We start from the raw sequence: 22,955 nt of genomic DNA, 5'->3' as shown, positions 1-22,955 counted from the left end.
CGCCATGTAAATCTCGTTGACCAGCGCGGTTTACATGGAAAAGAAGCCGAACTGGGCGGCCACGTAGGCCACCAGGATGATGATCACGAGCACCGGGGCGATGTACTTGATCATGATCGTCCAAGCCGGCGCGGCCTTGAACGGGGCGGAGACACGCACCTCGTCGATGATGGTCTTGGGCTTCACGATCCAGCCGACGAACACGCAGGTGAGCAGCGCCACGATGGGCATGAGCACCGAGTTGGAGATGAAGTCGGCGAAATCGAGGATCGAGGAACCGGCCCCGAGCGGCTCGATGAACGACAGCCCGTTGTAGCCCGCGTTGATGATAGCGCCGGCGATGACCACGAACGCGATGACGATGCCGAGGGCCTTGGCGCGCGTGCACTGAAGGCCGTCGTGCACAATGGAGACGAGCGTCTCCACGAGCGAGATGGCGCTCGTCAGCGCGGCGAACAGCACCAGCAGGAAGAACAAAAAGCCGATGATGGTGGCCATGCCGCCCATGTCGACGAACACCGTCGGCAGCGTCACGAACATGAGCGAGGGACCCGCCTTGGCGGCCACCGCGTCGCCGGAGCCCATGGCCACGAAGGCCGCGGACACGATGAGCAGGCCGGCGATGAAGGAAACGCCCAAATCGAAGCCGCCGATGCGCACAACCGATGAGGTGAGGCTATCCTGCTTGCGCATGTAGGAGCCGTAGGTGATCATGATGCCCATGGCCAGCGACAGGCTGTAGAACATCTGCCCCAAGGCGCCGATCACGAGCTCCGGCGAGAACTTGCTGAAGTCCGGCGTGAGGTAGTACAGCGCGCCCTCCACGGCACCCGGCATGGTGAGCGTGTAAATGGCGATGGCGACGGCCATGATGATGAGCGCAGGCATCATGAACAGGTTCGCCTTCTCGATGCCGCCCTTCACGCCCAGGCCCACGATGACGAACACGATGGCCATGAACACGAGCATCCAGATGTAGCTCTCGGCGTTGGAGGTGATGAAGCCGGTGAAGAAGTCGCCGCCGTCGGCTAAGGCCTCCGGTCCGTTCACCAGGTAGGCCGCCGTGTACTTCGTCACCCAGCCGCCGATGATGCAGTAGTAGGGCGTGATGATGAAGGGCACCGCCGAGGCCAGAATGCCGATGAAGGCGTACTTCTTGCCGAAGGCCTTGAAGGCACCGATGGCGGACTGGCCCGTCTTGCGGCCGAGCGCCGTCTCCAGCAGCAGGAGCGACACGCCGAAGGTGAACACGAGCACCACGTAGGTGAGCAGGAAGGTGCCCCCGCCGTACTTCGCCGCCAGATAGGGGAAGCGCCACATGTTCCCCAGGCCCACCGCCGAGGCGGCCGCGGCCAAAATAAACGCCCACTTCCCCGACCAGGAAGCGCGCTGCTTCTTAATCTCTCCTGCCATAGTCTTCCTTTCCCATTTCCAAGGCGCCCGCGCGCCCTCGCCTACCTTTAAGGAACGGGCGGCTGCATCGCGCACGGTGCAGCCGCCCGTTGAAACTGTGTGATTATAGCGTGAAATTGACCTGAACACCCCGTGTTTCCGAGAAACGGAGAGCGCGGGGCGCTGGGGGCGAGGGTGCGGGGTGCTACTCGAACAGCTTCACCGCGCGCTCAAGCTGGCTCACGATTTCGATATGCTGGGGGCAGACGCTCTCGCAGGCGCCGCACTGGATGCACGCGCTCGCCTTCCCGTCGCCGGTGTTCCAGTCGTAGTTCTCCTGGGCGCGGTAGGCGTCGCCCATCTGGTCATAGATGTTGAGCGACTGCATGATGTTGTTGATGTGCACGCCCTCCGGGCAGCCCTTCACGCAGTAGCGGCAGTCGGTGCAGGGCACGCCGGGCAGCGACTCCAAGGCCGCCCGAGCCGCGTCGATCACCTCGTACTCGGCCGGCGTGAGCGGCACGCCGCCGCGCATGATGGCGGCGTTCTCGGCCACCATTTCCGGCGTGTTCATGCCCGAGAGCACGGCGATCACGTTCGGCAGCGAGCCGGCGAAGCGAAGCGCCCAGGAGGCGAGCGGGGCGCCGGGCTCGGCCGCGCGCAGGATATCGGCCACCGAATCGGGCAGCTTCACCAGCGTGCCGCCCTTCACCGGCTCCATGATGACCACGGGCAGCCCGCGCTCCTGGCATACCTCATAGCATTTGCGCGACTGGATGATATCGCTCTCCCAGTCCACGTAGTTGATCTGCAGCTGCACGAAGTCCACCTCGGGGTGGGCGTCCAGCACGCGCTCAAGCTCCTCGGCGTTGTCGTGGATAGAGAAGCCGAACTTCTTGATCTTCCCCTCGGCCTTCTTCTCGGCGCAGAACTCCCACAGGCCGTACTCGTCGAAGGGCGGCGTGAGGGTCTCGCCCAGGTTGTGCAGCAGGTAATAGTCGAAGTAGTCGATGCCGCACTCCTCAAGGGAGGTGTCGAACATGGCGCGGGCCTCGTCGGCGTCCTTCGCAAGCCACGCCGGCAGCTTCGTGGCGATGGTGAACGAGTCGCGCGGGTAGCGCTCCACAAGGGCCTTGCGAAGGGCCCACTCCGACTTGCAGCCGTGGTAGCCGCGGGCCGAGTCGAAATAGGTGAACCCGGCGTCCATGAAGATGTCCACCAGCTCGCAGACCTTGTCAATGTCGATGGACGTGGGATCATCTGCGTCCTTAAGCGGCAGCCGCATGAACCCGAACCCGAGCGGAGCCAACTTCCCTACAGTCTCCATGGCACTCCCCTTTTCTTGTGCGCACGCGCAAAAATTACCGATGCGCTTATCATAGCAGGTTAGTACCCTACCGACCAGAAGATGAGGCCGCAGGCGGGGGCGTTTTCGCCGGCGGCCTGGCGGTCGCGGGCGGCAAGCACCTCGGCGACCCAGTCGGCGTCGCGCTGGCCGCGGCCCACCATGACGAGCGTGCCCACGATGGTGCGCACCATGGAATGGAGGAAGGCGTTGCCCCGCACGGTGACGACACGGTGCGGCTCGCCCAGAATCTCCTCGGAGGCGATGGAAATCTCCTCCACGTTGCGGCAAGTCGGCTTGCCGACGGCCGAGGCGGCCATGCAGAAGCTCTTGAAGTCGTGCTCGCCAATGAGGTGCAAGGCGCTCCGTTCCATGGCGGCGATGTCCAAGTTCGGGCCCACGTACCAGGCGGTGCGATCGGTGAATACCGGCGGCGTATCCCCTGTGGCGAGGAAGTACTTGTACTCGCGCCACTGGGCATCGAAGCGGGCCGAGAAGCCCCGCGGCCGCTCCTCCACCGCGCGCACCACGATCCCCTCGCAGGTGAGCGCGTTCAGCGAGCGCCGCAGGTTGTAGGGCGTGCGGTCGCGCAGCTCGCATCCATCGATGTCGAAGGAGACCACCTGCCCGCGAGCGTGCACGCCGGCATCGGTGCGCCCGGCGCAGACCACGTCCACCGGTCGTCGGAACAAGAGCGACAGCGCCTGCTCCAACTCCCCCTGCACGGTGAGCTGCCCCGGCTGCTTCGCAAACCCCGCAAACGGCGCCCCGTCATAGGCCACCGTCGCCGAGAACGTGAGCTCCCGCTCGCATGCGCCCGCCCGCTCTTCCAAACTCGGTCTATGCAATTCCTTCCAAATCACTTCACTCATTTACTACTCACTTTTCGTTCGTAAAGTCAGCGAGAGGCTCTGGCGCGTTTCAGATTCGCCCGCCTTTGGGCCAAGTTGGCTTCGCCAACGCCGAGCCCAAAACAAGGGTGAATATGAAATGCACCAGAGCCTCGCAGCGTCGAGCAGTCCGTGCGTCCCGTCAGGGCGCACGGAACGACTAGGCGATCATAGCTTCCGGCCCGAAGAGGTCGCGGATCTCCGCTTTCAGCACCGTGGACTGGGCGTCCACCGACACCGGCAGCTCGGCGCGGAAGCGGCGGCCGTCGGCTTGCTGGACGAAGAGCACCACGCCGTCGCGGCCCGGGTACGAGCTCAGGATGCGGCTCAGATGCGCCGAACGGTTCTGGTCGAAGGAGCGCGAGGGCACCCGCAGCTCCAGATGGCTCGGCCGCGCGTCCTCCTCGTTAAGCTCCAGCGCCTCCAGTTCGAAGGCCATGATCTGGTTGCCACGGTCGCCGCTCTCGAACTTGCCCTTGATCTTCGCGATGACGTCCTCCTGGATGACCTCGGCGAAGTCGTCGTACTTGAAGCAGATGCACTCGATGGAGCCGGTGGTGTCCTCCAGCGTGAACGTGGCCATCTTCGTGCCGCGCTTCGTGAGCTTCGTCGCCACATTCGAGATCATGCCCACGAACACGCCGTTCTTAATCTCCTTGGTCTGCTCGGAGAGCATGCCCATGTCGTAGCGAGACAGGCGGCGTAGCGTCCCCTCGAAGGGGGCCAGCGGGTGCTCGCTCACGTAGATCTTCATGATCTCCTTCTCGTAGGCGAGCTTGGTGCGCTTGTCCCATTCCACGCCGTCGGGTTCGGGCACGTCCTCCTGGAAGCCGGAGTCGGCGTCGTCGGCGAACATGTCGAACATCGACACCTGGCCGGCGTCGCGGTCCTTCTGGCGCTTGGCCGCGCCTTCGAGCAGCGGCGTCTCCTCCACGAAGAACATGAGCTGCTTGCGGGTGTAGCCGGTGGAGTCGAAGGCACCGCCCTTGATGAGGGCTTCGAGCGTCTTACGGTTGTAGCACTTCGCGTCGAGCCGGTTCACGAAATCGTGCAGTGAGGTGAACGGGCCGTTGGCCTCGCGCTCGGCGATGATCTCGTCGGCGACGTTCTTGCCCACGCCGCGCACGCCCACCAAACCGAAGCGGATGCCACCCTCGACCGGGGTGAACTCAGCGCGAGAGGCGTTGATGTCCGGCGGCAGCACCGGCGTGCCGTTCTTGTTGCAGCTGGCGATGTAGCGGATGAGGCGGTCGGTGTTGCCCATGTAACTGGTGAGCACGGCGGCCATGAAATCGTTCGGGTAGTGCGCCTTCAGGTAGGCCGTGCGCATCACGAGGATGGCGTAGGCGGCCGAGTGCGACTTGTTGAAGGCGTACTTCGCGAACTTCTCGGCGTCGGCCCAGATCTGCTGGGCAATCTCGAGCGGGTAGCCGTTGGCCACGGCGCCCTCGTCCCAGTCGGCCTGCAGCTGGCGCATGATGTCGAGCTTCTTCTTGCCCATGGCCTTGCGCAGCTTGTCGGACTTGCCGGCGGAGAAACCGGACATGGCCATGGAGATCTGCATGATCTGCTCTTGGTAGACCATGGTGCCGTGGGTCTCTTCCAGAATGGGCCGCAGGCGGTCGTCGTAGTAGTGCACGGCGGCCGGGTTCTTCGCTGCCTTGATGTAGTCCTCCACCATGCCGGACTCCAGCGGGCCCGGGCGGTTCAGGGCGATGGAGGCGACGACATCGGAGAACTGCTTGGGAGGCAGGCGCTTGAACAGGCTCACGTACAGGGCGCCCTCCACCTGAAACAGGCCGTCCATGTTGCCGGACTGCATGAGGCGGAAGGCCTTCTCGTCATCGGTGGGAATTTCCTCCGGGACGATCTTCACGCCGGTGCGCTCCTCGATGTTGCGGCAGGCGATGGAAAGCACGTCCAAGGTGCGCAGGCCCAGAAAGTCCATCTTCAAAAGGCCCAGGTCCGGCGTGTAGTGGCCGTCGTACTGGGTGATGATGCCGCCGCCCTTGGTGTCGCGCTTCATGGGCACGTGATCGCTCATGGGGTCGCGGCAGATGATGGTGGCGCAGGCGTGCACGCCCTCGCCGCGCACGTGGCCCTCGATGGACTTCGCGGCGTCGATGATGCGCTTGACGTCCTCTTCGGTATCGTAGGCCTTCTTCAGGTCGGGATTGGTCTCCAGCGCCTTGTCGATGGTGATGCCCAGCTCGTCGCCGATCATCTTGCAGATGCGGTCGCCCACCCCGTAGGGATAGTCCAGCACGCGGGCCGAGTCGCGCACGGCGTTTTTGGCCTGCAGCGTGCCGAAGGTGATCACCTGGGAGACGTGATCCTCGCCGTAGACGTCCTTGATGTGGTTGATGACTTCTTCGCGGCGGCCCTGCTCGAAGTCGACGTCGATATCGGGCATCTCCACGCGCTCGGGCGAGAGGAATCGCTCGAACATGAGGCCGTTGGGCATGGGGTCAAGGTCGGTGATGCCCATAGCGTAGGCCACGATGGCGCCGGCGGCCGAGCCGCGGCCCGGGCCCACGCCGATGCCCTGGCTGCGCGCCCATTCGATGTACTCCTGCACGATGAGGAAGTAGGCCGGGAAGCCCTGCTGGATGATGATGCCCATCTCGTAATCGGCCTGCTTCTGCTCGCGCTCGGGCACCGGGGTCCCGTAGCGCTTTTCCAAGCCCTCTTGCACGCGCTTGCGGAACCACGATTCCTCGGTCTCACCCTCGGGCAGGGGGAACTTCGGCAGGATGGGCTCGCGCTCCAGGGTGACGTCGCACTTCGCCGCCACTTCCACGGTGTTGTCGCAGGCCTCGGGGAAGTCCTTCATGGCCTCGCGCATTTCCTCTTCGGTCTTCATGTAGAACTGGTCGTTCTCGAACTTCATGCGGTTCGTCTGGTTGACCGTGCTTCCGGTGCCGATGCACAGCATGATGTCCTGGGCCTCGGCGTCTTCCTTCAGCAGGTAGTGGAAGTCATTGGTGGCGATGGTCTTTAAGCCCGCGGCCTTCGCCACGCGGGTGAGCTCGTGGTTCAGCTCGGTCTGGGTGAAGCCGGCGTCGGTGCGGATGCCCTGGTTCTGCAGCTCGATGTAGAAGTCGCCCTCATCGAAGCAGCTGGCGAACTTACGGGCCCATTCCACGGCGTCGTCGAAACGGCGCTCGTCGAGCAGCTTCGGGATAACGCCGGCGATGCAGGCCGACGAGCCGATGATGCCGTGGCCGTACTTCTGCAGCATGGAGAAGGTGGTGCGCGGCTTGTAGTAGAAGTTGTCCACGTGGGACTCGCTGACGAGTTTCAGCAGGTTGTGGTAGCCCTCGTTGTTCTTCGCCAGAAGCAGCAGGTGGTACAGCTTCGGCTTCACGTCCTTGCGCAGTGACTCGTCGGGAGTGAAGTACACCTCGCAGCCGAAGATGGGCTTCACGCGCTTGCCCGTCTCCTTCTCGATGGCGTCGCAGGCATCGGAGAGCTCCACCATGCCGGACATGACGCCGTGGTCGGTGACGGCCACCGCTGGCATGTCCAGCTCGGCGGCGCGGCGCACCATGTCCTTGATATGGGTGAGCCCGTCGAGCAGCGAGTACTCGGTGTGGTTGTGCAAGTGTACGAATGCCATAGGGTGTCCGCCCCTTCAGTCGGGTCTCGGCGCACGGAGTTCGGTTGTGATGGGTTATGCGCGCGTATCGTGTCATGCTGGGCCGAGAAGGGTACTCGCCGCAAGCGCCGAAGCGCTCGCGCGACCCCGCGCGGCCGCTCTCAAGTTCCGTCAGTTTTCTCGGGTGCCATGATACCAGCCCACACGCCCCGGACGTGCGAACAAATGGTGGGTTTTGCATGGATTGCAACAAGGGCGATTTCATCAAGAGGATGACCGACACCCCCGAAATAAACCGTCGAGCCAGAATCGCCCTTCGAGTATAATGCTGTCGTATCGCTGTGCCTCAGCTAGCAATGTGCGGTGAAAAGACGGAAGGAGGCGCCAACGCTATGATTCTCTACCATGGGAGCAATGTCGAAGTGCGCCGCCCTCGTGTTCTCACCACAAACCGATCTCTTGATTTTGGCGCCGGCTTCTACACGACGTCAAATCTCGATCAGGCGAAACGCTGGGCTCGGCTGCAAGCGCAGCGCCGGAGAAGCGGTAGCGCCCTTGTCTCGGTTTATGAAATAAACGAAGCGGTCTTTGAGTCGCTCTCGCTCCTTCGGTTTGAGAGAGCCAATGCGGCGTGGCTCGATTTCGTCGTGGAAAACCGCAAGGGCTTGTACCAAGGCGCGCTCTATGACATCGTCATAGGGCCCGTCGCCAACGATCGCACTATGAGCGTCATCAACGATTACATGAATGATCAAATCGATCGTGAGACGGCCCTCATCCTTCTGAAACCGCAGAACCTCTCCGATCAGTACCGATTCGGAACCGAGAAGGCGCTTCGCTATCTTTCCTGCGAGGAAGTGATGCTCCTTGACTGAGACGAAGCCCTCCATCATGCAGAACTTCGATTCTGAGGTCTCTCGGCTCATCGCCGAGAGTCGGGGGCTTGACGCCCTCGAGGCGCTCCGGCTCTTCCTCCCCTCGGAAACCCGCCTGATGCTCCTCGATGACGATTTGAAGATGTGGCACTTCAGCCCGCTGGCGATTTTCGATATGTGGGAGAACGAGCAAGCCACCGGAGATCCGCGCAACTCGCTGTACCTGCGAGGTGATGAGATTGCCTAAGGAATTCGTGTTCTTCACCTATCTGCTGGAAAGCTACGCGCAGAGCCGCCATACGAGAGCGGCGGATGTGCTCGCAGCCCTCGACGCCCAGGGTCGTACCGAGTTCGTCTACGACATGTACGAGATGTACCACAGCGAGGCTATCGAGAACGCCTTCCGCGACATCGACAGCCTCATCGCCACCGGCGAACCGGCTTGGTAGGCACTGCTGACTACTTCCCCACCGTTATACAAGCCGCTGCGGGGCCAGACAAGACGGTATAGGCCTATTTTTCCGACGGCCGCATCACACAGCTTGACATGAAAGAGAGCATCGCCGGCGGCGGAGTTTTCGAGCGCTTGGCAGACGATTCGTTCTTCGAGGAGGCGCTTACCGTTCTCAACGATACCGTGGCATGGGATGTAAGCGGGCACTACGATCCCATAACCTGCATCGACATAGACCCTTTTGTCGCCGGGCGCCAAAAGGGTCTCCGACCCGCTTGAGGATGCCGCATAAGAGCACAAGCGCGCTAGAACTTGCTTGTCGTAGAGCGCGTCGTGTCGCACAGGTCAGCAAACGTCTCTCGGTAGACGAGCTGAGAATGGACGCCGCGGCTATCAAACGGCAGATTCCTATTCCCACGCATCGATGAGGGTAATCAGCTCTTGGCGGGAGTGCACGTCGCATTTAGCATATAAATGCAGAATATGGCTGCGAATCGTATTGTTGCTCACGCAGAACTCCTCGGCAATGAACGAAGAGCTGCGACCCTTGGCGAACAGCGCCATAACCTCTGTTTCCCGAGCCGTAAGAGCGAACGCCTCGGCCACAGCCTGCGCTCGATCGTCAAACGTCTGGCGACGATCCGATCCGACCGAATCCCCCTCGCCACGCGCTAATCCTTCCCATAGAAACGCCGCTATGGTCTTGTCATTGAGCAGCCATATCGCTGTAACAATGAAGCATGCCACCAGCGCCAATCCCACCATGGAATACGACGCTGACGGCAATAGCATATGATCGAGCACGGCCAGTCCGCAGCCCACCAACTGGGCAACCGCCACCAGCACCAAATAAAGCCCGAAGGGACGAACCGATCGAATGCCGCGAGAGCGCGCATACTCCACGAGGGCCAGCAGCATTACCAATTCCAACATTCCCTCTGTGGCGGCAGCGAGAGCCGCAGAGGGAGTCACGCTCGGCCATAGCACTGCGAGCAGCACGAATGAAAACAACATGAGTGTGGTCGCAATCTTGAAACCAAGCGCCTGCTCGCCGTCTCGCGGCCCATACACCGCCCCGGCGAGCAACGCGACGGCAAGCCCATGGGAAAAGACCTCCCATGAAATAGGGCGGATCTCGGGGGCACCGTAATGGTAGGCGGTGTACTGGATGAATCCGAAACCCACCATGAGAATGAGCACCCCGACGGGAGCGCTCCACCGACGTACATCTTTCATACCGCTAGACGCTAGCGTAACGCCTGATACACGGGTGCCTTCATCGAGGCTCTCCGAGGATAAGCCATAAGCCCCAATGCTTAAGGCCAAAAGAACCGCCGCAGCAAGAAGCGCTCCAGCATTCCCAATTTGCCAGAAAACCAATGACAGCATTGTCGCTACCGCCGTCATTACAATAGAGCGGCGCATATCCCGGGCAGACGACGCCGTGAATGCGCGCATCCATAGAACATTTACTACGGCAACTCCAGAAGCATACAGCGCAACGCCTATGAAAACCGCGAGGCTCCGATCGGGAAAAAGCGCCAATACCAGCACGCCAAGCACGCCACAAGCAAGCGCTATCACGCGGGTGGCAGGCCTCAGCACCCATGAACTAATTCCGGGAGCCATAGCCAATGCCAATCCCGCCAACGCGAGCAACGGCAGATAAACAGTGTACAGGTAGGTCGACTCGCCAGCAGCCGCCAAACCCGAGACGCAGAAGGCCACCAACTCCTCTGACGACCAGCATAGTCCCAACCCTAACGCCAATGCCAACCGCGGTGCGTCCTCTACTATTTTGTCACGCGTCATACCGTCCCTTTCCGTTGCGGTCATTGTACAGAAAAACTCACGATCATGACGCGCTCATTCCCTCATCTGAACTGGTATAACTCGATTTCACCTGTTTTGCATGAGAAGACTTTCAGGGCTATTTCACCCATCTTGCCTGGTTTCATCCGCAGGTAGGCCCCCTAAGCTGAAACCGTCAGTCACCTGCCCGTCTCTCGCAAACAACGCTGGCGCACGCAGGTATTGTTTCTAAGGAGGATAATATTATGAGCACCTCAGCACCACTCCCCGTCAGCCGCCGCAACTTCCTACGCCTGATGACCGCCGCTGGCATTGCAGGAGGCGCTATCAGCCTCAGTGGCTGCACGCCACAACCCAATAGTGGCACGCATGCAGCCGCCACAGGCGACGTCAATCCGACAACCAGCTGGCGCACGGCGCCCGACCCCATAGGCGAAGAGCATATCGTTAGCACCGAGCACGCCGACGTCGTTGTTATTGGCGGAGGTATTTCCGGTGTGTGCACCGCCGTCTCCGCCCTTGAGAACGGCCTATCGGTCATCGTGCTTGAAATGAACGAAACACCTCGCATGACCGGCCTTGACTTTGGCTGCGTGAACCCTACCATCGCCAAGGACAACGGTCTCGAGCTTTCCGAGCAGCAGACCTACCAACTCGTGCGAGACTGGGTGCATATGGCTGCCAATCGCGTGAGGACCGACCTCATCATGAGCTTCGTACGAGAAAGCGGGCCAGCCATCGATTGGCTTACCGAGAAAGCCGTGGCCTGGGGCTGCCGACCCACTTTGGCTGCCATGCGCAGCAACAGCGACACCTACTATAACTACACTCACACGGTCGAGTTTCCCGATGGACCTCTCTACGACATTGATGCTGGTGCCTACGGAATCAATGACGTCATCTCTGCTCTGCGCGAAGAAATTGAGAGTGCTGGGGGCTCCTACCTCACCAAAACTTGCGCCGAGCAGCTCGAGAAGGACGGGGAGCGGGTTTCCAGCGTTATCGCAAAAGACGCCGAGGGGAACTACCGGCGCTACGTCGCCAACAAGGGCGTCGTACTTGCCGCAGGCGATTTCGGCGGCAACGAAGAGATGATGGCAGAGCTGACCGAATTCGATTTCGATACGTATTCGGATCCCATGGACTATACCAATGTATCGACAGGCCAAGGCCTGGGGCATCAAATGGGACTCTGGGCGGGCGGAAAGCTGCAATTCGGCAGTCAGCCATTGATGATGCTGCCTATGACCTACCCCTACTTCTACCTCCGCGTGAACAAACTCGGCGAGCGCTACTGCAATGAGGACTGCGACTCAGTGAACATGTGCATCAATCAGGCCCAACAGCCTCAAGGCACTTCATGGGCCATCTGGGATGCCAAATGGCCCACCGAGATACCTGCGAGCCTGGAAGTGTCGGGCGGAATGAGCTGGGATCAGGATTTTCGAGAACTCGGCACGCCTTGGAGCGCTGAGGTTGAGGAAGCCTTCCTGGACTTCGAAAGCGAATACGGCTCGCTCCAGACGGCCGATACCTTGGAGGAGCTCGCCGAGAAAACCTCCCTGCCTCTTGATTCGCTGAAAGCAACGATCGGGCGCTATAACGAGCTGGCTCAGGCAGGAAGAGACGATGATTTCGGAAAACGCGCCGAGCTGATGACCACCATCCTGGAGCCGCCTTTCTACGCCCTCCGTATGCAAAACATGATGTGCGTTTCAGTGGGAGGCCTCGATGTCGACGCGAACAGCCAGGTACTCGGAGAGAACCGCACGCCCATCGCCGGCCTTTATGCCGTGGGAAACACCGCTGGCGGCCTTTTCGGTGTCGACTACAATGAGGCGCCAGTACCCGGCGTGAGCCTGGGCCGCTGTGTCACCTTCGGCAAGCTTCTTGGCGAACACCTCGCATCTGCGTAGCGGCAGCCCCACACCATCTTCCACCCTCCCCACCAAGGACGCCCCGAGGGCGTCCTTGTCATATAGGAAGCGAGATAGTTTTCCGCTCCAAAACGCGCGAGAACATAGCTCGCTTTCCTGCGGGAACTGTCCGCAAACTAAGAGGGGCGCCCCGGATGGGACGCCCCTCAAAACAGGCTCAAATGCTTGCGGGCTCGCTTGCCGGCGGCCGCGCCCCGAGGGGCGCTCTCGCTAGGCTGCGGCTCCGCTCACGTGCTTCAGCTGCGCCTCGCACCACTCCAGCTTCTTCTGGTTGGTGACGAGGGTGGCCTGATCCTGCGGATCGTCGGACGAGCCGAGATCCGCGATAATCGCGCGGCATTCATCGGCCTCGGCCTTCACGGCCTCGGCGTCGATGTCCTCCACGGCGCATCCGAACCGGGCGAGCACCGTCACCTGGTCGTCCAGAACCGACGTCGCGCCGCCCATGACCAGGAACTGCCTCTTGTCCTGCTCGTTCTCCCCGACGGTCAGCGTCACGACGCCGCCCTCGCGGTTGAGCGAGACCGCCAGCTCGTGGCCGGGCAGCACACCGAAGTAGCCGTCCGTGCCGGGAATGCTGGCATAGGAGACCTCGCCCTGGAACAGAGCGCGATCCGGAAGGGCCACCGTGCAGCGCATAACGGCCATTAGTTACCTTCCTTCTGCATGGCGTCGTAGGCCTCGTAGACCTGCTCGATGGCGCCCTTGTTCACGAAGCACTGCTCCGGAATGTGGTCGCACTTGCCATCGAGGATCTCCTTGAAGGAGCGCACGGTGTCCTCGACCTTGACGTACACGCCGGGCAGGCCCGTGAAGACCTCGGCCACATGGAACGGCTGGCCCAGGAACTTCTGCACCTTACGGGCGCGGTTCACGGTCAGCTTCTGATCCTCGGACAGCTCGTCCATACCCAGAATGGCGATGATGTCCTGCAGGTCCTTATACTGCTGCAGGATCTGCTGCACGCCCATGGCCACGTCGTAGTGCTCCTGGCCGACGATCTCGGGATCCAGCGCTCGGGAGGTGGACTCCAGCGGATCCACGGCCGGGTAGATGCCCAGCTCGGCGATGGAGCGGGACAGAACGGTCTTGGCGTCCAAGTGGGTGAACGTGGTGGCCGGAGCCGGGTCGGTCAGGTCGTCGGCGGGCACGTACACGGCCTGCACGGAGGTGATGGAGCCGGTCTGCGTGGAGCAGATGCGCTCCTGCAAGTCGCCCATCTCGGTGGCCAGCGTCGGCTGGTAGCCCACAGCGGAGGGCATACGGCCGAGAAGTGCGGACACCTCGGAACCGGCCTGGGTGAAACGGAAGATGTTGTCGATGAACAACAGCACGTCCTGGCCCTGATCGCGGAAGTACTCCGCCTCGGTCAGGCCGGCGAGGCCCACGCGCAGACGGGCTCCCGGAGGCTCGTTCATCTGGCCGTAGACCAGGCAGGTCTTCTCGATAACGCCGGAGTCGGTCATCTCCAGGTACAGGTCGGTACCCTCGCGGGTGCGCTCGCCCACGCCCGTGAACACCGACGTGCCACCGTGCTCCTGGGCCAGATTGTTGATGAGCTCCTGGATGCAGACCGTCTTGCCCACGCCGGCGCCGCCGAACAGGCCCGTCTTGCCGCCCTTGACGTAAGGCTCGATGAGGTCGACGACCTTGATGCCGGTCTCGAAGGTCTCCGTGGAGGTGACCAGGGTGTCGAACGGCGGGGCCGGATGATGGATCGGGCGCCACTCGACGTCGGCGGGCATGGGCTTGCCGTCGACAGGCTCGCCCAGCACGTTCCAGATGCGGCCGAGGGTCGCCTGGCCCACGGGCATCATGATGGGAGAGCCAGTGTCGGTGGCCTCCAGGCCGCGCACCATGCCGTCGGTGGACGTCATAGCGACGGTACGGACGATGTCACCGGGCAGGTGCGTCTGCACCTCGAGCACGGTGGACACTTCGCCCGAAGGGGTTTGTGCCTTCACGGTCAGGGCGTTGTAGATGGCCGGCATGGCGTCTGCCGGGAACTCCACATCCACAACGGCGCCGACGATACGGACGATGCGTCCGGTCGCGCCTCCCTTGGCCGCTTCAGTAGAAGTGTTATCAGCCATTTAATCCTCCAAAGCTGCGGCACCGCCGACGATCTCGGTGATCTCCGTGGTAATGGCGCCCTGGCGCACGGTGTTGTACACGCGCTCCAGGGTGGAGACCATCTCGTTCGCGTTGTCGGTAGCCGATTTCATCGCGTTGCGGCGGGCGCCTTGTTCGCCCGCTGCGGAATCGAGCATCGCGTAGTAGAACGCGTTGTTCAGGTAGGCGTTCATCATGTAGGACATGACCGACTCCGTGCTCGGCTCGAAGTCGATGTCGCCCGGGATGGCGGAATCGTCCCGTTCGCGGAAGGACTTGAAGATGTCCTCCTGCTTGGCCGTAAGGCCCAGAAGATCCGCGTAGGACTCCTCCTTGACCGGCAGCACCTGCTGCTCCACCAAGGTCTGCTCGGCGGCGTTCTTCGCGTGGTTGTACACGATGAACACCTCGTCGAGCTTGCCCTCGGCGTAGGCAGACATCACGTAGCCGGACAACTCGGCGGCCTGGGAGAACTCCGGGTCGGCCGAGTATCCCGCGAAGGAGAACACCGGATCGATGCCGCGGTAGGTGAAGTACCCGATGGCCTTCTTGCCACAGGCGGCCACCTCGACCTCGGCGCCTTCCCGCTGCTTTTCCTTCGTGAGCTTCTCCACATAGCGAAGCACGTTGGTGTTGAAGCCGCCGGCAAGCCCGCGGTCGGAGGTGACGGCTACGACGAGCACCCGCTTCACCTCGTCGTGGACCTGCAGCAGCGGCTCGTTGTCCAGATGGGCGTACTTTGCCGTGCTGATGAGCATGTCTGAGATGGCGACCGCCCAAGGAAGCGCGCTCTCGACGCGCTCCGAAGCACGGCGAATCTTGGCAGCGGCGACCATTTCCATGGTGCGCGTGATCTGCTTCGTCGAGTTGACAGATTTGATTCGCCGTTCGATGTCATGTAGGTTGGGCATGGTCTACCTACCTTACGCTGCGGCGTCGAAGGACTGCTTGAAGGCGGCGATGGCCTCCTTCAGGGCGGTCTCGGTCGCGTCGGTCAGCTTCTTCTCCGTGTTGATCGTCTCGATGATCTCCGGCTTGGAGGCGCGGATGGAGGCGAGCATCTCGGTGCGGAAGCGCACGACGGCATCCAGCGGCAGGTCGTCCAGGAAGCCCTGGTTGCCGGCGAAGATGGCGATGACCTGCTCGGCCACGGGCATCGGGTTGTAGCGGCCCTGCTTCAGAAGCTCGGTCATGTGCGAACCGCGGGTCAGCTGGTCCTGGGTGGCCTTGTCCAGATCGCTGCCGAACTGGGTGAAGGCCTGCAGCTCGCGGTAGCTGGCGAGGTCCAGACGCAGAGAGCCGGCCACCTGCTTCATGGCCTTGATCTGCGCGGAGCCGCCCACGCGGGACACCGAGATGCCCACGTCGACTGCCGGGCGCTGGCCCTGGAAGAACAGGTCGGTCTGCAGGAAGATCTGACCGTCGGTGATGGAGATCACGTTGGTCGGGATGTAGGCGGACACGTCGCCGGCCTGGGTCTCGATGATCGGCAGGGCCGTCATGGAGCCGCCGCCGTTCTCGTCGGACATCTTGACCGCGCGCTCCAGCAGACGGGAGTGCAGGTAGAACACGTCGCCCGGGTAGGCCTCGCGTCCCGGCGGGCGGCGCAGGGTCAGCGACATCTGACGATAGGCCACGGCCTGCTTGGACAGGTCATCGTAGACGATGAGCACGGCGCGGCCCTTGTTCTCGGGGCCCGCGGGCTTGCCGTCCTCGCCGTTGTAGACGAAGTACTCGCCCATGGCGGCGCCGGCCATCGGGGCGATGTACTGCAGAGGGGCGGAGTCGGAGGCGGTGGCGGCCACGATGATGGTGTTCTTCATGGCGCCGTGGCGCTCGAGGGTCTCCACCACGCCGGCCACCGTGGAGGCCTTCTGGCCGATGGCGACGTAGATGCAGATCATGTCCTGATCTTTTTGGTTGATGATGGCGTCGATGGCGATAGCCGTCTTGCCAGTCTGGCGGTCGCCGATGATGAGCTCGCGCTGGCCGCGGCCGATCGGCACCATGGAGTCGATGGCCAGAATACCGGTCTGCATCGGCTCGTTCACGGGCTGGCGAGAGATAACGCCGGGAGCCTTGAACTCCACGGGGCGCGTGCCCTCGGCCTTGATGGGGCCCTTGCCGTCGATGGGCTGGCCCAGCGGGTTCACCACGCGGCCGAGCATGGCCTTGCCGGCGGGAACCTCCACGATACGGCCGGTCGTGCGGACCTGGTCGTTCTCCTTGATTGCGGTGACGTCACCCAGAAGCACGGCGCCGACCTCGTCCTCTTCGAGGTTCTGGGCCAGGCCGTACACGGTCTTGCCGCCCTCTCCGATGAACTCGAGCAGCTCGCCGGCCATGGCATCGCGCAGGCCGTCGACGCGCGCAATGCCGTCGCCGACCTGGATGACCGTGCCCACTTCGCGAGACTCGACGCTGACGTTCAGCTGCTCCAGCTGCTTCTTCAGCGCCTCGTCGATGGACTGTGCGGTGATTTCAGTCACTAGCATTCACCTCCATCTGTTGTGTCCTTGAGGACGTTGCGGGCGCGATTGAGCTGCGAGATCATGCTCGCGTCAATGTAGTTGCCGTCAACATCCATGATGATGCCGCCCAGGATGGACGCATCGATGCGCTCGCGCAGCACCGCGCGCCGTCCCAAATCGGCCTCGGCTTTTTCCGTAATGAGTTGGCGCAGTCCGTCGTCGAGCGGCACGGCGGTGGTCACGTCGACCACGCAAATGCCCAGCTTGTCGCCCAGCAGCTCGCGGTACGCGTCATAGACCCGCGGCAGCAGGTCCGCCTGGCCGCGCTCGGCCATGACCGCGAGCACCTCGCGCAGCGCCAGATGGCAGTCGGCGAAGACGCCTTCCACCAGCTCCTTGCGCTGGGCGGGGGTGAAGTCCGGGTTCGACAGGCTCTGAGTCAGCTCCAGATCGGCGCGCATGAGACGGATGATCTCGCCCATCTGCTCGCGCACCTCAAGCACTGCCTCCTGGCCGCCGGCGGTATGGGCGGCATCGAAGAGCACCGATGCGTAAACCGCGACTTCCTCTTTCACGACGAGACGATTAGTTGCCATTGAAACTACCCGCCTCTTTGACGTAGCGCTCGATGATGGCGCGGTGCTCACCCTCGGTGAGATCCTCGCCGATCAGGCGCGCGGCCACATCGACCGAGGTGTCGGCCACGGTGGCCTGCAGCTCGGAGATGGCCTGCTTCTTCTCGGCCTCGATGGCGGCCTTGGCCTTCGCGATCATGTCGGCGGCCTCGGTCTGGGCCTGGGCGGTGATGTCCGCCTTGACGGCCTCGCCCACCGAGCGGGCGTCGGCGATGATCTGCGCGGACTGGGCCTTGGCGTCGGCCAGCTGCTTGTTGTACTCAGCCAGCACGCGCTCGCTCTCGATCTGAGCTTCCTCAGACTTCTTCAGGGCCTCGCGGATGGTGTTCTCGCGCTTCTCCAGCATGCCGGCAAACATCGGCCAGCCGAACTTCGCGAGAATGATCCAGAGGATGATGAAGGCGATGAGCATGGGGATGAACTCCGCCATGTCCGGGAGGATGGCGGAGATGCCGCCCTCCTGTTCCGCCTCAGCAGCGAACGCGAGCGCCGGGAAAGCAGCGTTGAGCGCCAGGGCGCCGAAGGCGACCTTCGCAACTGCTTTGTTCGCTCTTGTCTTCACGTGCATTCCTCCTTCCAGCCTTTTTACGGCTCTAACAACCGGTTAAAGACTAGAACTAGAGGATGAAGGCGAGAACGAAGCCGATGAGGGCCAGGGCCTCGGCCAGAGCGGCACCGATGATGAAGTTCGTGAACAGACGGCCACCCACCTCGGGCTGGCGGGCGGTGCCCACGCAGCAGCCGTAGCAGGCGATGCCGATGCCGAGGCCGGGGCCGATGGTGGCCAGGCCATAGCCGACGAGCTTCAGCGCAGCAATGACGAATACAGTTTCCACAGTTTCCTCCTTTAGGTCGTTTTTGAGCCTGTTTCCCAAAAACACTTACGGATTATGGTTTCCGGCTTTGGAGGAGCCGGCTTAACCCAGATGGGGGGGTGGGGCCTTGGCGGCCCGGGTGCGCGGGCGCGGGGCGCGGCGCGTGGGATCGGTTCCTAGTGGGCGCTCGTGGCGATCTGGACGTAGACCGCGGAGAGCACTGTGAACACGTAGGCCTGAAGGAACGCCACCAGCGTCTCCAGGGCGTACATGGCGATGAGCAGCAGGAACCAGGGCAGCGACAGCACGCCGGTCAGCGGGTCGATGGCCTGGATGCCGCAGGTGAGGAACACGCTGGAGGCCAGGGCGAAGATGCCCAGCACCATGTGGCCGGCGAACATGTTGCCGTAAAGTCGGACGGCGAGCGTGAGCCAGCGGATGCAGGTAGAGATGAGCTCCAAAAACCAGATGATCGGCACCATGACCTTCGGCAGGCCCGCCGGGGCGAAGGACTTCAGGTAGCCCAGGCCGCCCTTGGCCTTGATGCCCCAGACGTTGAAGTAGATAAACGAGATGGTGGCGAGCGCCCAGGTCACCGAGATGGTGCCCGTCGGCGTCTTGCAGCCGGGGATGAGACCCACGAAGTTCGAGATGAGGATGAAGAAGAACAGCGTGGCGAGGAAGGGCACGTGCTTCTTGAAGCCGTGGCCGATGATGCCCTCGCCCATATCGTTGCGCACGAACTGGTAGCCGTACTCAACGGTGTTGACGAACTTGTTCGTCGGGATGAGCGTGAGCTTGCGGCCCACGACGAGGATCAGCACCAGCGTGATGATCCAGCAGATGACCATCCACAAAATGTACTGGGTGACTCCGCCGAAAACCACGGTGGGATCGAAGGATGCCTGAAGATGAGGTACCTCTTCAGAGAGCGTTGAAAGAGCGTCCACGTATCAACCTTTCCTAGCTTTTCCGTGCCAGTTTCGTCACGCCGAACACAATGGCGGTGACGGACAGGGCACCGGCTTCCGACAGGACAAAGGGCAGCGCGGCATCCCGGTTGACGTTGATGCAGAGGATGGCGAAAGCGAACATGAGGACAAACGAGAGGAGCAGGCACAGCATGAGCACGCCCATGTGCCCCAGATTGCCCGCGTCCGTCATGTGCTTCACCCGATGCAAACCGAACACGAGGGGTGCAAACCCCACGATTCCCGCTGCCGCACCGAGTGCTATTGCCAGTACCATAACCTGCTTCCGTCGGGGCGCTTGCGCGCGCTTGTATACCCAATGTAAACCGCCGTATATGATAATGGCTCATCTACAAAAGCTGAGCGATTTGGCCGATTTCTGGGTGAGCGGTGAAAAGAGCGCGGCGGCGGCTCTCCCTTCTGAGCAGGGAAAATTTGTGCAAGTGCACTAAAACAGAGGCCTTCGGCGCGCCCTTCGCCGTGCGTACCGACTTTTGCCTGATCTACTCCCCCGTGTACTCCCGGACGAGGATGCCGGACTCGGCCAAAAGCTCCTGGGACAGCTCGTCGGGATACGGGTTCTGGTAGACGATCTCGGTGATGCCGGCATTGATGAGCATCTTGGCGCACACGACGCAGGGCTGCGTGTTCACGTAGATGGTGGCGCCGGCGATGTTGATGCCGTAGCGGGCCGCTTGGATGATGGCGTTCTGCTCGGCGTGCAAACCGCGGCAGATCTCGTGACGCTGGCCGCTCGGCACGCCCAGCTGCTCACGCAGACATCCGGTCTCGCTGCAGTGGGTAAGGCCGGTGGGCACGCCGTTGTAGCCCGTAGCCAGGATGCGGCGATCCTTCACGATGACGGCGCCGACGCCGCGGCGCAGGCAGGTGGTGCGGGTGGCCACGTCGTTGGCCATCTTCATGAAGTACTCGTCCCAGCTGGGACGGTTATCTTCTGCCATGGTTGTTCCTTTCGTCCGGCGCGGGGGATGGCGGGGGTCTCCGTGCTCAAGCAATGGCTCGCTCGGCGGAACAGCCCACTGGGCTGTTCCGTTCGCTGCGCAACCTGCGCGCGGAGACCCCCGCCATCCCCCGTGCCTGCTCAGCCTTTGCCGAAATCAATCCGGTCAGATTACTCGGTTCCGAAGATGCGGTCGCCGGCGTCGCCGAGGCCGGGGACGATGTAGGCGTTCTCGTTGAGGCCGTCGTCGATGGCGCAGGTGTAGATGATGAGGTCGTCGTCGGCGGCGAGCAGACGCTCGATACCCTCCGGGGCCGAGACGAGGCACAGAAAGCGGATGGTGCCCGACACGCCCGCCTCGCGCAGGTACTTGACGGCCGCCTCGGCGGAGCCGCCGGTGGCGAGCATGGGATCGAGCACGTAGACGCGGCGGCTCGCGATGTCGCGGGGCAGCTTGTCATAATAGCTCTCGGGCTCGTGGGTCTCCTCGTTGCGCTGCATGCCCAGATGCCCCACACGGGCCCGGGGGATTACTTCCAGCGCCCCGTCCACCATGCCGAGGCCGGCGCGCAAAATGGGCACGAAGGCCACCTTGCGGCCCGTGATCTGCTTGGCATCGAAAGGCGCGATGGGCGTTTGGATGAACACGTTCGTGAGCGGCAAGTCGCGGGTGGCCTCGTAGGTCTCGAACAGCGAGAGCTCGCGCACGACATCGCGGAACTCGTTGGAAGGGGTGTGCTTGTCGCGCAGGATGGCCAGCTTATGCTGCACGATGGGATGATCGAGGACGACAACGCGGTCGTTCCATTCCATAGTTTAGTTCCTTTCGTCCGGTGCGGGGGCGGACGGGGCCTCCGTGCTCAAGCAATGGCTCGCTTTGTGGAACAGTCCACTGGACTGCTCCAGTCGCTGCGCAACCTGCGCGCGGAGGCCCCGTCCGCCCCCGCACCTGCACAACCTCTGCTGCTTTTAGTACTCCAAACCCGGGTACAGGGGATGGGCTTCCAGCAGGGCGTCTACGCGGCGACGCACGTCGGCGAGCTTGGCGTCGTCGGTGGCGTTGAACACCGTGGTCGTGATGAGCTGGCCAATCTCGTAGAAGTCCTCGGCGGTGAAGCCGCGGGTGGTGGCGGCCGCGGAGCCCACGCGGATGCCGCTCGTCACGAAGGGAGAGCGCTGCTCGTTGGGGATGGAGTTCTTGTTCACCGTAAGGCCCACGGATTCCAAGAGCTTCTCGGCGTCCTTGCCGGTGATGTCGGAGGCCGTGAGATCCACGAGACACAGGTGATTGTCGGTGCCCCCGGAGACGAGACGCAGGCCGCCGTCGGTCATGCCCTCGCCGAGGGTGCGGCAGTTCTCCACCACGTGCTCCATATAAACACGGTAATCGGGGCGCAGCGCCTCGCCGAAGGCCACGGCCTTGCCGGCGATGACGTGCATGAGCGGGCCGCCCTGAGCGCCGGGGAAGATGGCCTTGTTGATCTTAGGCCCCAGCTCGTCCGAGTTCGTGAGAATGAAGCCACCGCGCGGACCGCGCAGGGTCTTGTGGCTCGTGGAGGTGACGATGTCGGCGTGGGGCACCGGGCTCGGGTGCAGCCCGGCGGCCACGAGGCCCGCGATGTGGGCCATGTCCACCATGAGGTAGGCGCCCACCTCATGGGCGATCTCTGCCATGCGCTCGAAATCGATGAAGCGCGGATAGGCCGAGGCGCCGCCGACGATGACCTTCGGGCGGCACTCCTTGGCGATGCGCTCGAGCTCGTCGTAGTCGATGGTCTCGGTCTCGGGGTTCACACCGTAGGAGACGATGTTGTACAGAAGGCCCGAGAAGTTCACAGGGCTGCCGTGGGTGAGATGCCCGCCGTGATCGAGGCTCATGCCGAGCACCGTGTCGCCGGGCTCGATGATGGCCAGGTACGCGCCAAAGTTCGCGCTGGCGCCGGAGTGGGGCTGGACGTTGGCGTACTTCGCGCCGTACAGCTCACAGGCGCGGTCGCGGGCGAGATCCTCCACCATGTCGACCTTCTCGCAGCCGCCGTAGTAGCGCTTGCCGGGATAACCTTCCGCATATTTATTGGTGAGCACGCTGCCCACGGCCTCCATGACGGCGCGGGAGGTGAAGTTCTCCGACGCGATGAGTTCCACGCTCCCCCGCTGGCGGGCGAGCTCGGCGCGCAGGCAGTCGGTCACCTGCGGATCTTCAGCGGTGAGAAATTCCAAAGCCATCTACTGTCTCCTTTGCTAGTCGAGAGCCATGATCTTTTCGACGCGGCCGGCGTGGCGGCCGCCGCCGAAATCGGTGGCGAAGAAGGTGTCGAGGATGCGCTCGTTCTCCTCGAGCGGCACAAAGCGCCCGGAAAGGGTGATGACGTTCGCGTCGTTGTGCTCGCGGCACAAGGCGGCGAACTCGGGGTTGATGATGTTGGCGGCACGCACGCCGGGCACCTTGTCGGCGGCCATGGCCATGCCGATGCCCGTTCCGCATACGAGCACGCCGCGGTCGGCCGCGTCGTCGGCCACGTCATGGGCCACGGGGGCCGCATAGTCGGGGTAATCGACGCGTTCCGCGTTGTCGGGACCGCGATCGATGACGTCGTACCCCTTCCCCACCAGATAATCCACCAGGGCCTGCTTCTGCTCGAAGCCGGCGTGGTCGCTTCCGATGCTCACGCGCATGGGCCACTTCC

Annotated in this window: 22 protein-coding genes; 4 read left to right on the top strand and 18 right to left on the bottom strand. The window is 62.7% G+C overall.

The window, feature by feature from the left end:
* Positions 1-30: 30 nt before the first annotated feature.
* The 4 genes from ACYVRU_RS09855 to dnaE form a co-directional block, all read right to left on the bottom strand.
* Positions 31-1,413: a sodium-dependent transporter gene (locus ACYVRU_RS09855; protein WP_114540209.1), complete on the bottom strand. Its 1,383-nt coding sequence runs from the start codon at positions 1,411-1,413 to the stop codon at positions 31-33.
* A gap of 184 nt (positions 1,414-1,597) precedes the next feature.
* Positions 1,598-2,719, bottom strand: a complete 1,122-nt coding sequence (locus tag ACYVRU_RS09850; protein WP_114540210.1) for an aldo/keto reductase — start codon at positions 2,717-2,719, stop codon at positions 1,598-1,600.
* A 59-nt stretch (positions 2,720-2,778) separates the two neighbouring features.
* A complete protein-coding gene (gene truA, locus ACYVRU_RS09845) occupies positions 2,779-3,609 on the bottom strand; it encodes a tRNA pseudouridine(38-40) synthase TruA (RefSeq protein ID WP_461186075.1) in 831 nt (276 codons plus the stop codon).
* Positions 3,610-3,787: 178 nt separating this feature from the next.
* The gene (gene dnaE, locus ACYVRU_RS09840) at positions 3,788-7,246 is read right to left on the bottom strand and encodes a DNA polymerase III subunit alpha (RefSeq protein ID WP_461186074.1); all 3,459 of its coding nucleotides are present in this window, start codon (positions 7,244-7,246) and stop codon (positions 3,788-3,790) included.
* 371 nt (positions 7,247-7,617) lie between these two features.
* Here dnaE and ACYVRU_RS09835 point away from each other — a divergent pair, with 371 nt between their 5' ends.
* From ACYVRU_RS09835 to ACYVRU_RS09825, 3 genes are read left to right on the top strand one after another with little or no spacing between them, the layout of a single operon-like run.
* The gene (locus tag ACYVRU_RS09835) at positions 7,618-8,100 is read left to right on the top strand and encodes a DUF3990 domain-containing protein (protein ID WP_461186073.1); all 483 of its coding nucleotides are present in this window, start codon (positions 7,618-7,620) and stop codon (positions 8,098-8,100) included.
* On the top strand, positions 8,093-8,347 hold the full coding sequence (locus ACYVRU_RS09830) for a hypothetical protein (RefSeq protein WP_418380102.1): 255 nt from the start codon (positions 8,093-8,095) through the stop codon (positions 8,345-8,347). The genes ACYVRU_RS09835 and ACYVRU_RS09830 overlap by 8 nt, the downstream gene beginning before the upstream one ends.
* Positions 8,340-8,549 carry a DUF3791 domain-containing protein gene (locus ACYVRU_RS09825; RefSeq protein WP_136434487.1) on the top strand — a complete coding sequence of 70 codons (210 nt, stop codon included), beginning with the start codon at positions 8,340-8,342 and terminating at the stop codon, positions 8,547-8,549. The genes ACYVRU_RS09830 and ACYVRU_RS09825 overlap by 8 nt, the downstream gene beginning before the upstream one ends.
* A gap of 413 nt (positions 8,550-8,962) precedes the next feature.
* Here ACYVRU_RS09825 and ACYVRU_RS09820 read toward each other — a convergent pair whose 3' ends face one another.
* Positions 8,963-10,366, bottom strand: a complete 1,404-nt coding sequence (locus tag ACYVRU_RS09820) for a helix-turn-helix transcriptional regulator (protein WP_418380101.1) — start codon at positions 10,364-10,366, stop codon at positions 8,963-8,965.
* Positions 10,367-10,611: 245 nt separating this feature from the next.
* Between ACYVRU_RS09820 and ACYVRU_RS09815 the strand changes: the two genes are divergently transcribed.
* Positions 10,612-12,282 carry an FAD-dependent oxidoreductase gene (locus tag ACYVRU_RS09815; RefSeq protein WP_418380100.1) on the top strand — a complete coding sequence of 557 codons (1,671 nt, stop codon included), beginning with the start codon at positions 10,612-10,614 and terminating at the stop codon, positions 12,280-12,282.
* A gap of 231 nt (positions 12,283-12,513) precedes the next feature.
* On the opposite strand, the gene ACYVRU_RS09810 is transcribed toward ACYVRU_RS09815, so the two are convergent.
* The 13 genes from ACYVRU_RS09810 to rpiB all read right to left on the bottom strand — a co-directional run bounded on the left by ACYVRU_RS09810 (position 12,514) and on the right by rpiB (position 22,944).
* Positions 12,514-12,951: a F0F1 ATP synthase subunit epsilon gene (locus ACYVRU_RS09810; RefSeq protein ID WP_016308487.1), complete on the bottom strand. Its 438-nt coding sequence runs from the start codon at positions 12,949-12,951 to the stop codon at positions 12,514-12,516.
* Positions 12,951-14,396 (bottom strand): F0F1 ATP synthase subunit beta, encoded by a 1,446-nt coding sequence (gene atpD / locus ACYVRU_RS09805; protein ID WP_114540216.1) that lies wholly within the window; start codon positions 14,394-14,396, stop codon positions 12,951-12,953. The genes ACYVRU_RS09810 and atpD overlap by 1 nt, the downstream gene beginning before the upstream one ends.
* Entirely contained in the window at positions 14,397-15,326 is a 930-nt protein-coding gene (gene atpG, locus ACYVRU_RS09800) for an ATP synthase F1 subunit gamma (protein WP_173113504.1), read from the bottom strand.
* 12 nt (positions 15,327-15,338) lie between these two features.
* Positions 15,339-16,910 carry a F0F1 ATP synthase subunit alpha gene (gene atpA, locus ACYVRU_RS09795; RefSeq protein ID WP_157012802.1) on the bottom strand — a complete coding sequence of 524 codons (1,572 nt, stop codon included), beginning with the start codon at positions 16,908-16,910 and terminating at the stop codon, positions 15,339-15,341.
* On the bottom strand, positions 16,904-17,482 hold the full coding sequence (gene atpH, locus ACYVRU_RS09790; protein ID WP_173113506.1) for an ATP synthase F1 subunit delta: 579 nt from the start codon (positions 17,480-17,482) through the stop codon (positions 16,904-16,906). Before atpH ends, atpA begins: the two co-directional genes overlap by 7 nt.
* A complete protein-coding gene (gene atpF / locus ACYVRU_RS09785) occupies positions 17,472-18,083 on the bottom strand; it encodes a F0F1 ATP synthase subunit B (RefSeq protein ID WP_022739599.1) in 612 nt (203 codons plus the stop codon). The genes atpH and atpF overlap by 11 nt, the downstream gene beginning before the upstream one ends.
* A gap of 55 nt (positions 18,084-18,138) precedes the next feature.
* A complete protein-coding gene (gene atpE, locus ACYVRU_RS09780) occupies positions 18,139-18,357 on the bottom strand; it encodes an ATP synthase F0 subunit C (protein WP_022739598.1) in 219 nt (72 codons plus the stop codon).
* A gap of 155 nt (positions 18,358-18,512) precedes the next feature.
* Positions 18,513-19,286, bottom strand: a complete 774-nt coding sequence (gene atpB / locus ACYVRU_RS09775; protein ID WP_114540220.1) for a F0F1 ATP synthase subunit A — start codon at positions 19,284-19,286, stop codon at positions 18,513-18,515.
* Between the two features lie 13 nt (positions 19,287-19,299).
* The gene (locus tag ACYVRU_RS09770; protein WP_173113510.1) at positions 19,300-19,584 is read right to left on the bottom strand and encodes a hypothetical protein; all 285 of its coding nucleotides are present in this window, start codon (positions 19,582-19,584) and stop codon (positions 19,300-19,302) included.
* 226 nt (positions 19,585-19,810) lie between these two features.
* Positions 19,811-20,269 carry a deoxycytidylate deaminase gene (locus ACYVRU_RS09765; RefSeq protein WP_022739595.1) on the bottom strand — a complete coding sequence of 153 codons (459 nt, stop codon included), beginning with the start codon at positions 20,267-20,269 and terminating at the stop codon, positions 19,811-19,813.
* Between the two features lie 170 nt (positions 20,270-20,439).
* On the bottom strand, positions 20,440-21,081 hold the full coding sequence (gene upp, locus ACYVRU_RS09760) for a uracil phosphoribosyltransferase (protein ID WP_114540222.1): 642 nt from the start codon (positions 21,079-21,081) through the stop codon (positions 20,440-20,442).
* Between the two features lie 156 nt (positions 21,082-21,237).
* A complete protein-coding gene (gene glyA / locus ACYVRU_RS09755; RefSeq protein ID WP_461186072.1) occupies positions 21,238-22,494 on the bottom strand; it encodes a serine hydroxymethyltransferase in 1,257 nt (418 codons plus the stop codon).
* A gap of 15 nt (positions 22,495-22,509) precedes the next feature.
* Positions 22,510-22,944, bottom strand: a complete 435-nt coding sequence (gene rpiB / locus ACYVRU_RS09750) for a ribose 5-phosphate isomerase B (protein ID WP_461186071.1) — start codon at positions 22,942-22,944, stop codon at positions 22,510-22,512.
* Between the last annotated feature and the right edge of the window lie 11 nt (positions 22,945-22,955).

The sequence above is a fragment of the Adlercreutzia sp. CNCM I-6216 genome, from assembly GCF_977113345.1.
This window is presented reverse-complemented; position numbering and strand designations above follow the sequence as displayed.

What these genes read in the sequence shown, in the direction of transcription:
- ACYVRU_RS09855 (WP_114540209.1), bottom strand. Translation starts at nt 1,413, where the DNA reads ATGGCAGGAGAGATTAAGAAGCAGCGCGCTTCCTGGTCGGGGAAGTGG.
- ACYVRU_RS09850 (WP_114540210.1), bottom strand. Translation starts at nt 2,719, where the DNA reads ATGGAGACTGTAGGGAAGTTGGCTCCGCTCGGGTTCGGGTTCATGCGG.
- truA (WP_461186075.1), bottom strand. Translation starts at nt 3,609, where the DNA reads ATGAGTGAAGTGATTTGGAAGGAATTGCATAGACCGAGTTTGGAAGAG.
- dnaE (WP_461186074.1), bottom strand. Translation starts at nt 7,246, where the DNA reads ATGGCATTCGTACACTTGCACAACCACACCGAGTACTCGCTGCTCGAC.
- ACYVRU_RS09835 (WP_461186073.1), top strand. Translation starts at nt 7,618, where the DNA reads ATGATTCTCTACCATGGGAGCAATGTCGAAGTGCGCCGCCCTCGTGTT.
- ACYVRU_RS09820 (WP_418380101.1), bottom strand. Translation starts at nt 10,366, where the DNA reads ATGACGCGTGACAAAATAGTAGAGGACGCACCGCGGTTGGCATTGGCG.
- ACYVRU_RS09815 (WP_418380100.1), top strand. Translation starts at nt 10,612, where the DNA reads ATGAGCACCTCAGCACCACTCCCCGTCAGCCGCCGCAACTTCCTACGC.
- ACYVRU_RS09810 (WP_016308487.1), bottom strand. Translation starts at nt 12,951, where the DNA reads ATGGCCGTTATGCGCTGCACGGTGGCCCTTCCGGATCGCGCTCTGTTC.
- atpD (WP_114540216.1), bottom strand. Translation starts at nt 14,396, where the DNA reads ATGGCTGATAACACTTCTACTGAAGCGGCCAAGGGAGGCGCGACCGGA.
- atpG (WP_173113504.1), bottom strand. Translation starts at nt 15,326, where the DNA reads ATGCCCAACCTACATGACATCGAACGGCGAATCAAATCTGTCAACTCG.
- atpA (WP_157012802.1), bottom strand. Translation starts at nt 16,910, where the DNA reads ATGCTAGTGACTGAAATCACCGCACAGTCCATCGACGAGGCGCTGAAG.
- atpH (WP_173113506.1), bottom strand. Translation starts at nt 17,482, where the DNA reads ATGGCAACTAATCGTCTCGTCGTGAAAGAGGAAGTCGCGGTTTACGCA.
- ACYVRU_RS09770 (WP_173113510.1), bottom strand. Translation starts at nt 19,584, where the DNA reads ATGGTACTGGCAATAGCACTCGGTGCGGCAGCGGGAATCGTGGGGTTT.
- ACYVRU_RS09765 (WP_022739595.1), bottom strand. Translation starts at nt 20,269, where the DNA reads ATGGCAGAAGATAACCGTCCCAGCTGGGACGAGTACTTCATGAAGATG.
- upp (WP_114540222.1), bottom strand. Translation starts at nt 21,081, where the DNA reads ATGGAATGGAACGACCGCGTTGTCGTCCTCGATCATCCCATCGTGCAG.
- glyA (WP_461186072.1), bottom strand. Translation starts at nt 22,494, where the DNA reads ATGGCTTTGGAATTTCTCACCGCTGAAGATCCGCAGGTGACCGACTGC.
- rpiB (WP_461186071.1), bottom strand. Translation starts at nt 22,944, where the DNA reads ATGCGCGTGAGCATCGGAAGCGACCACGCCGGCTTCGAGCAGAAGCAG.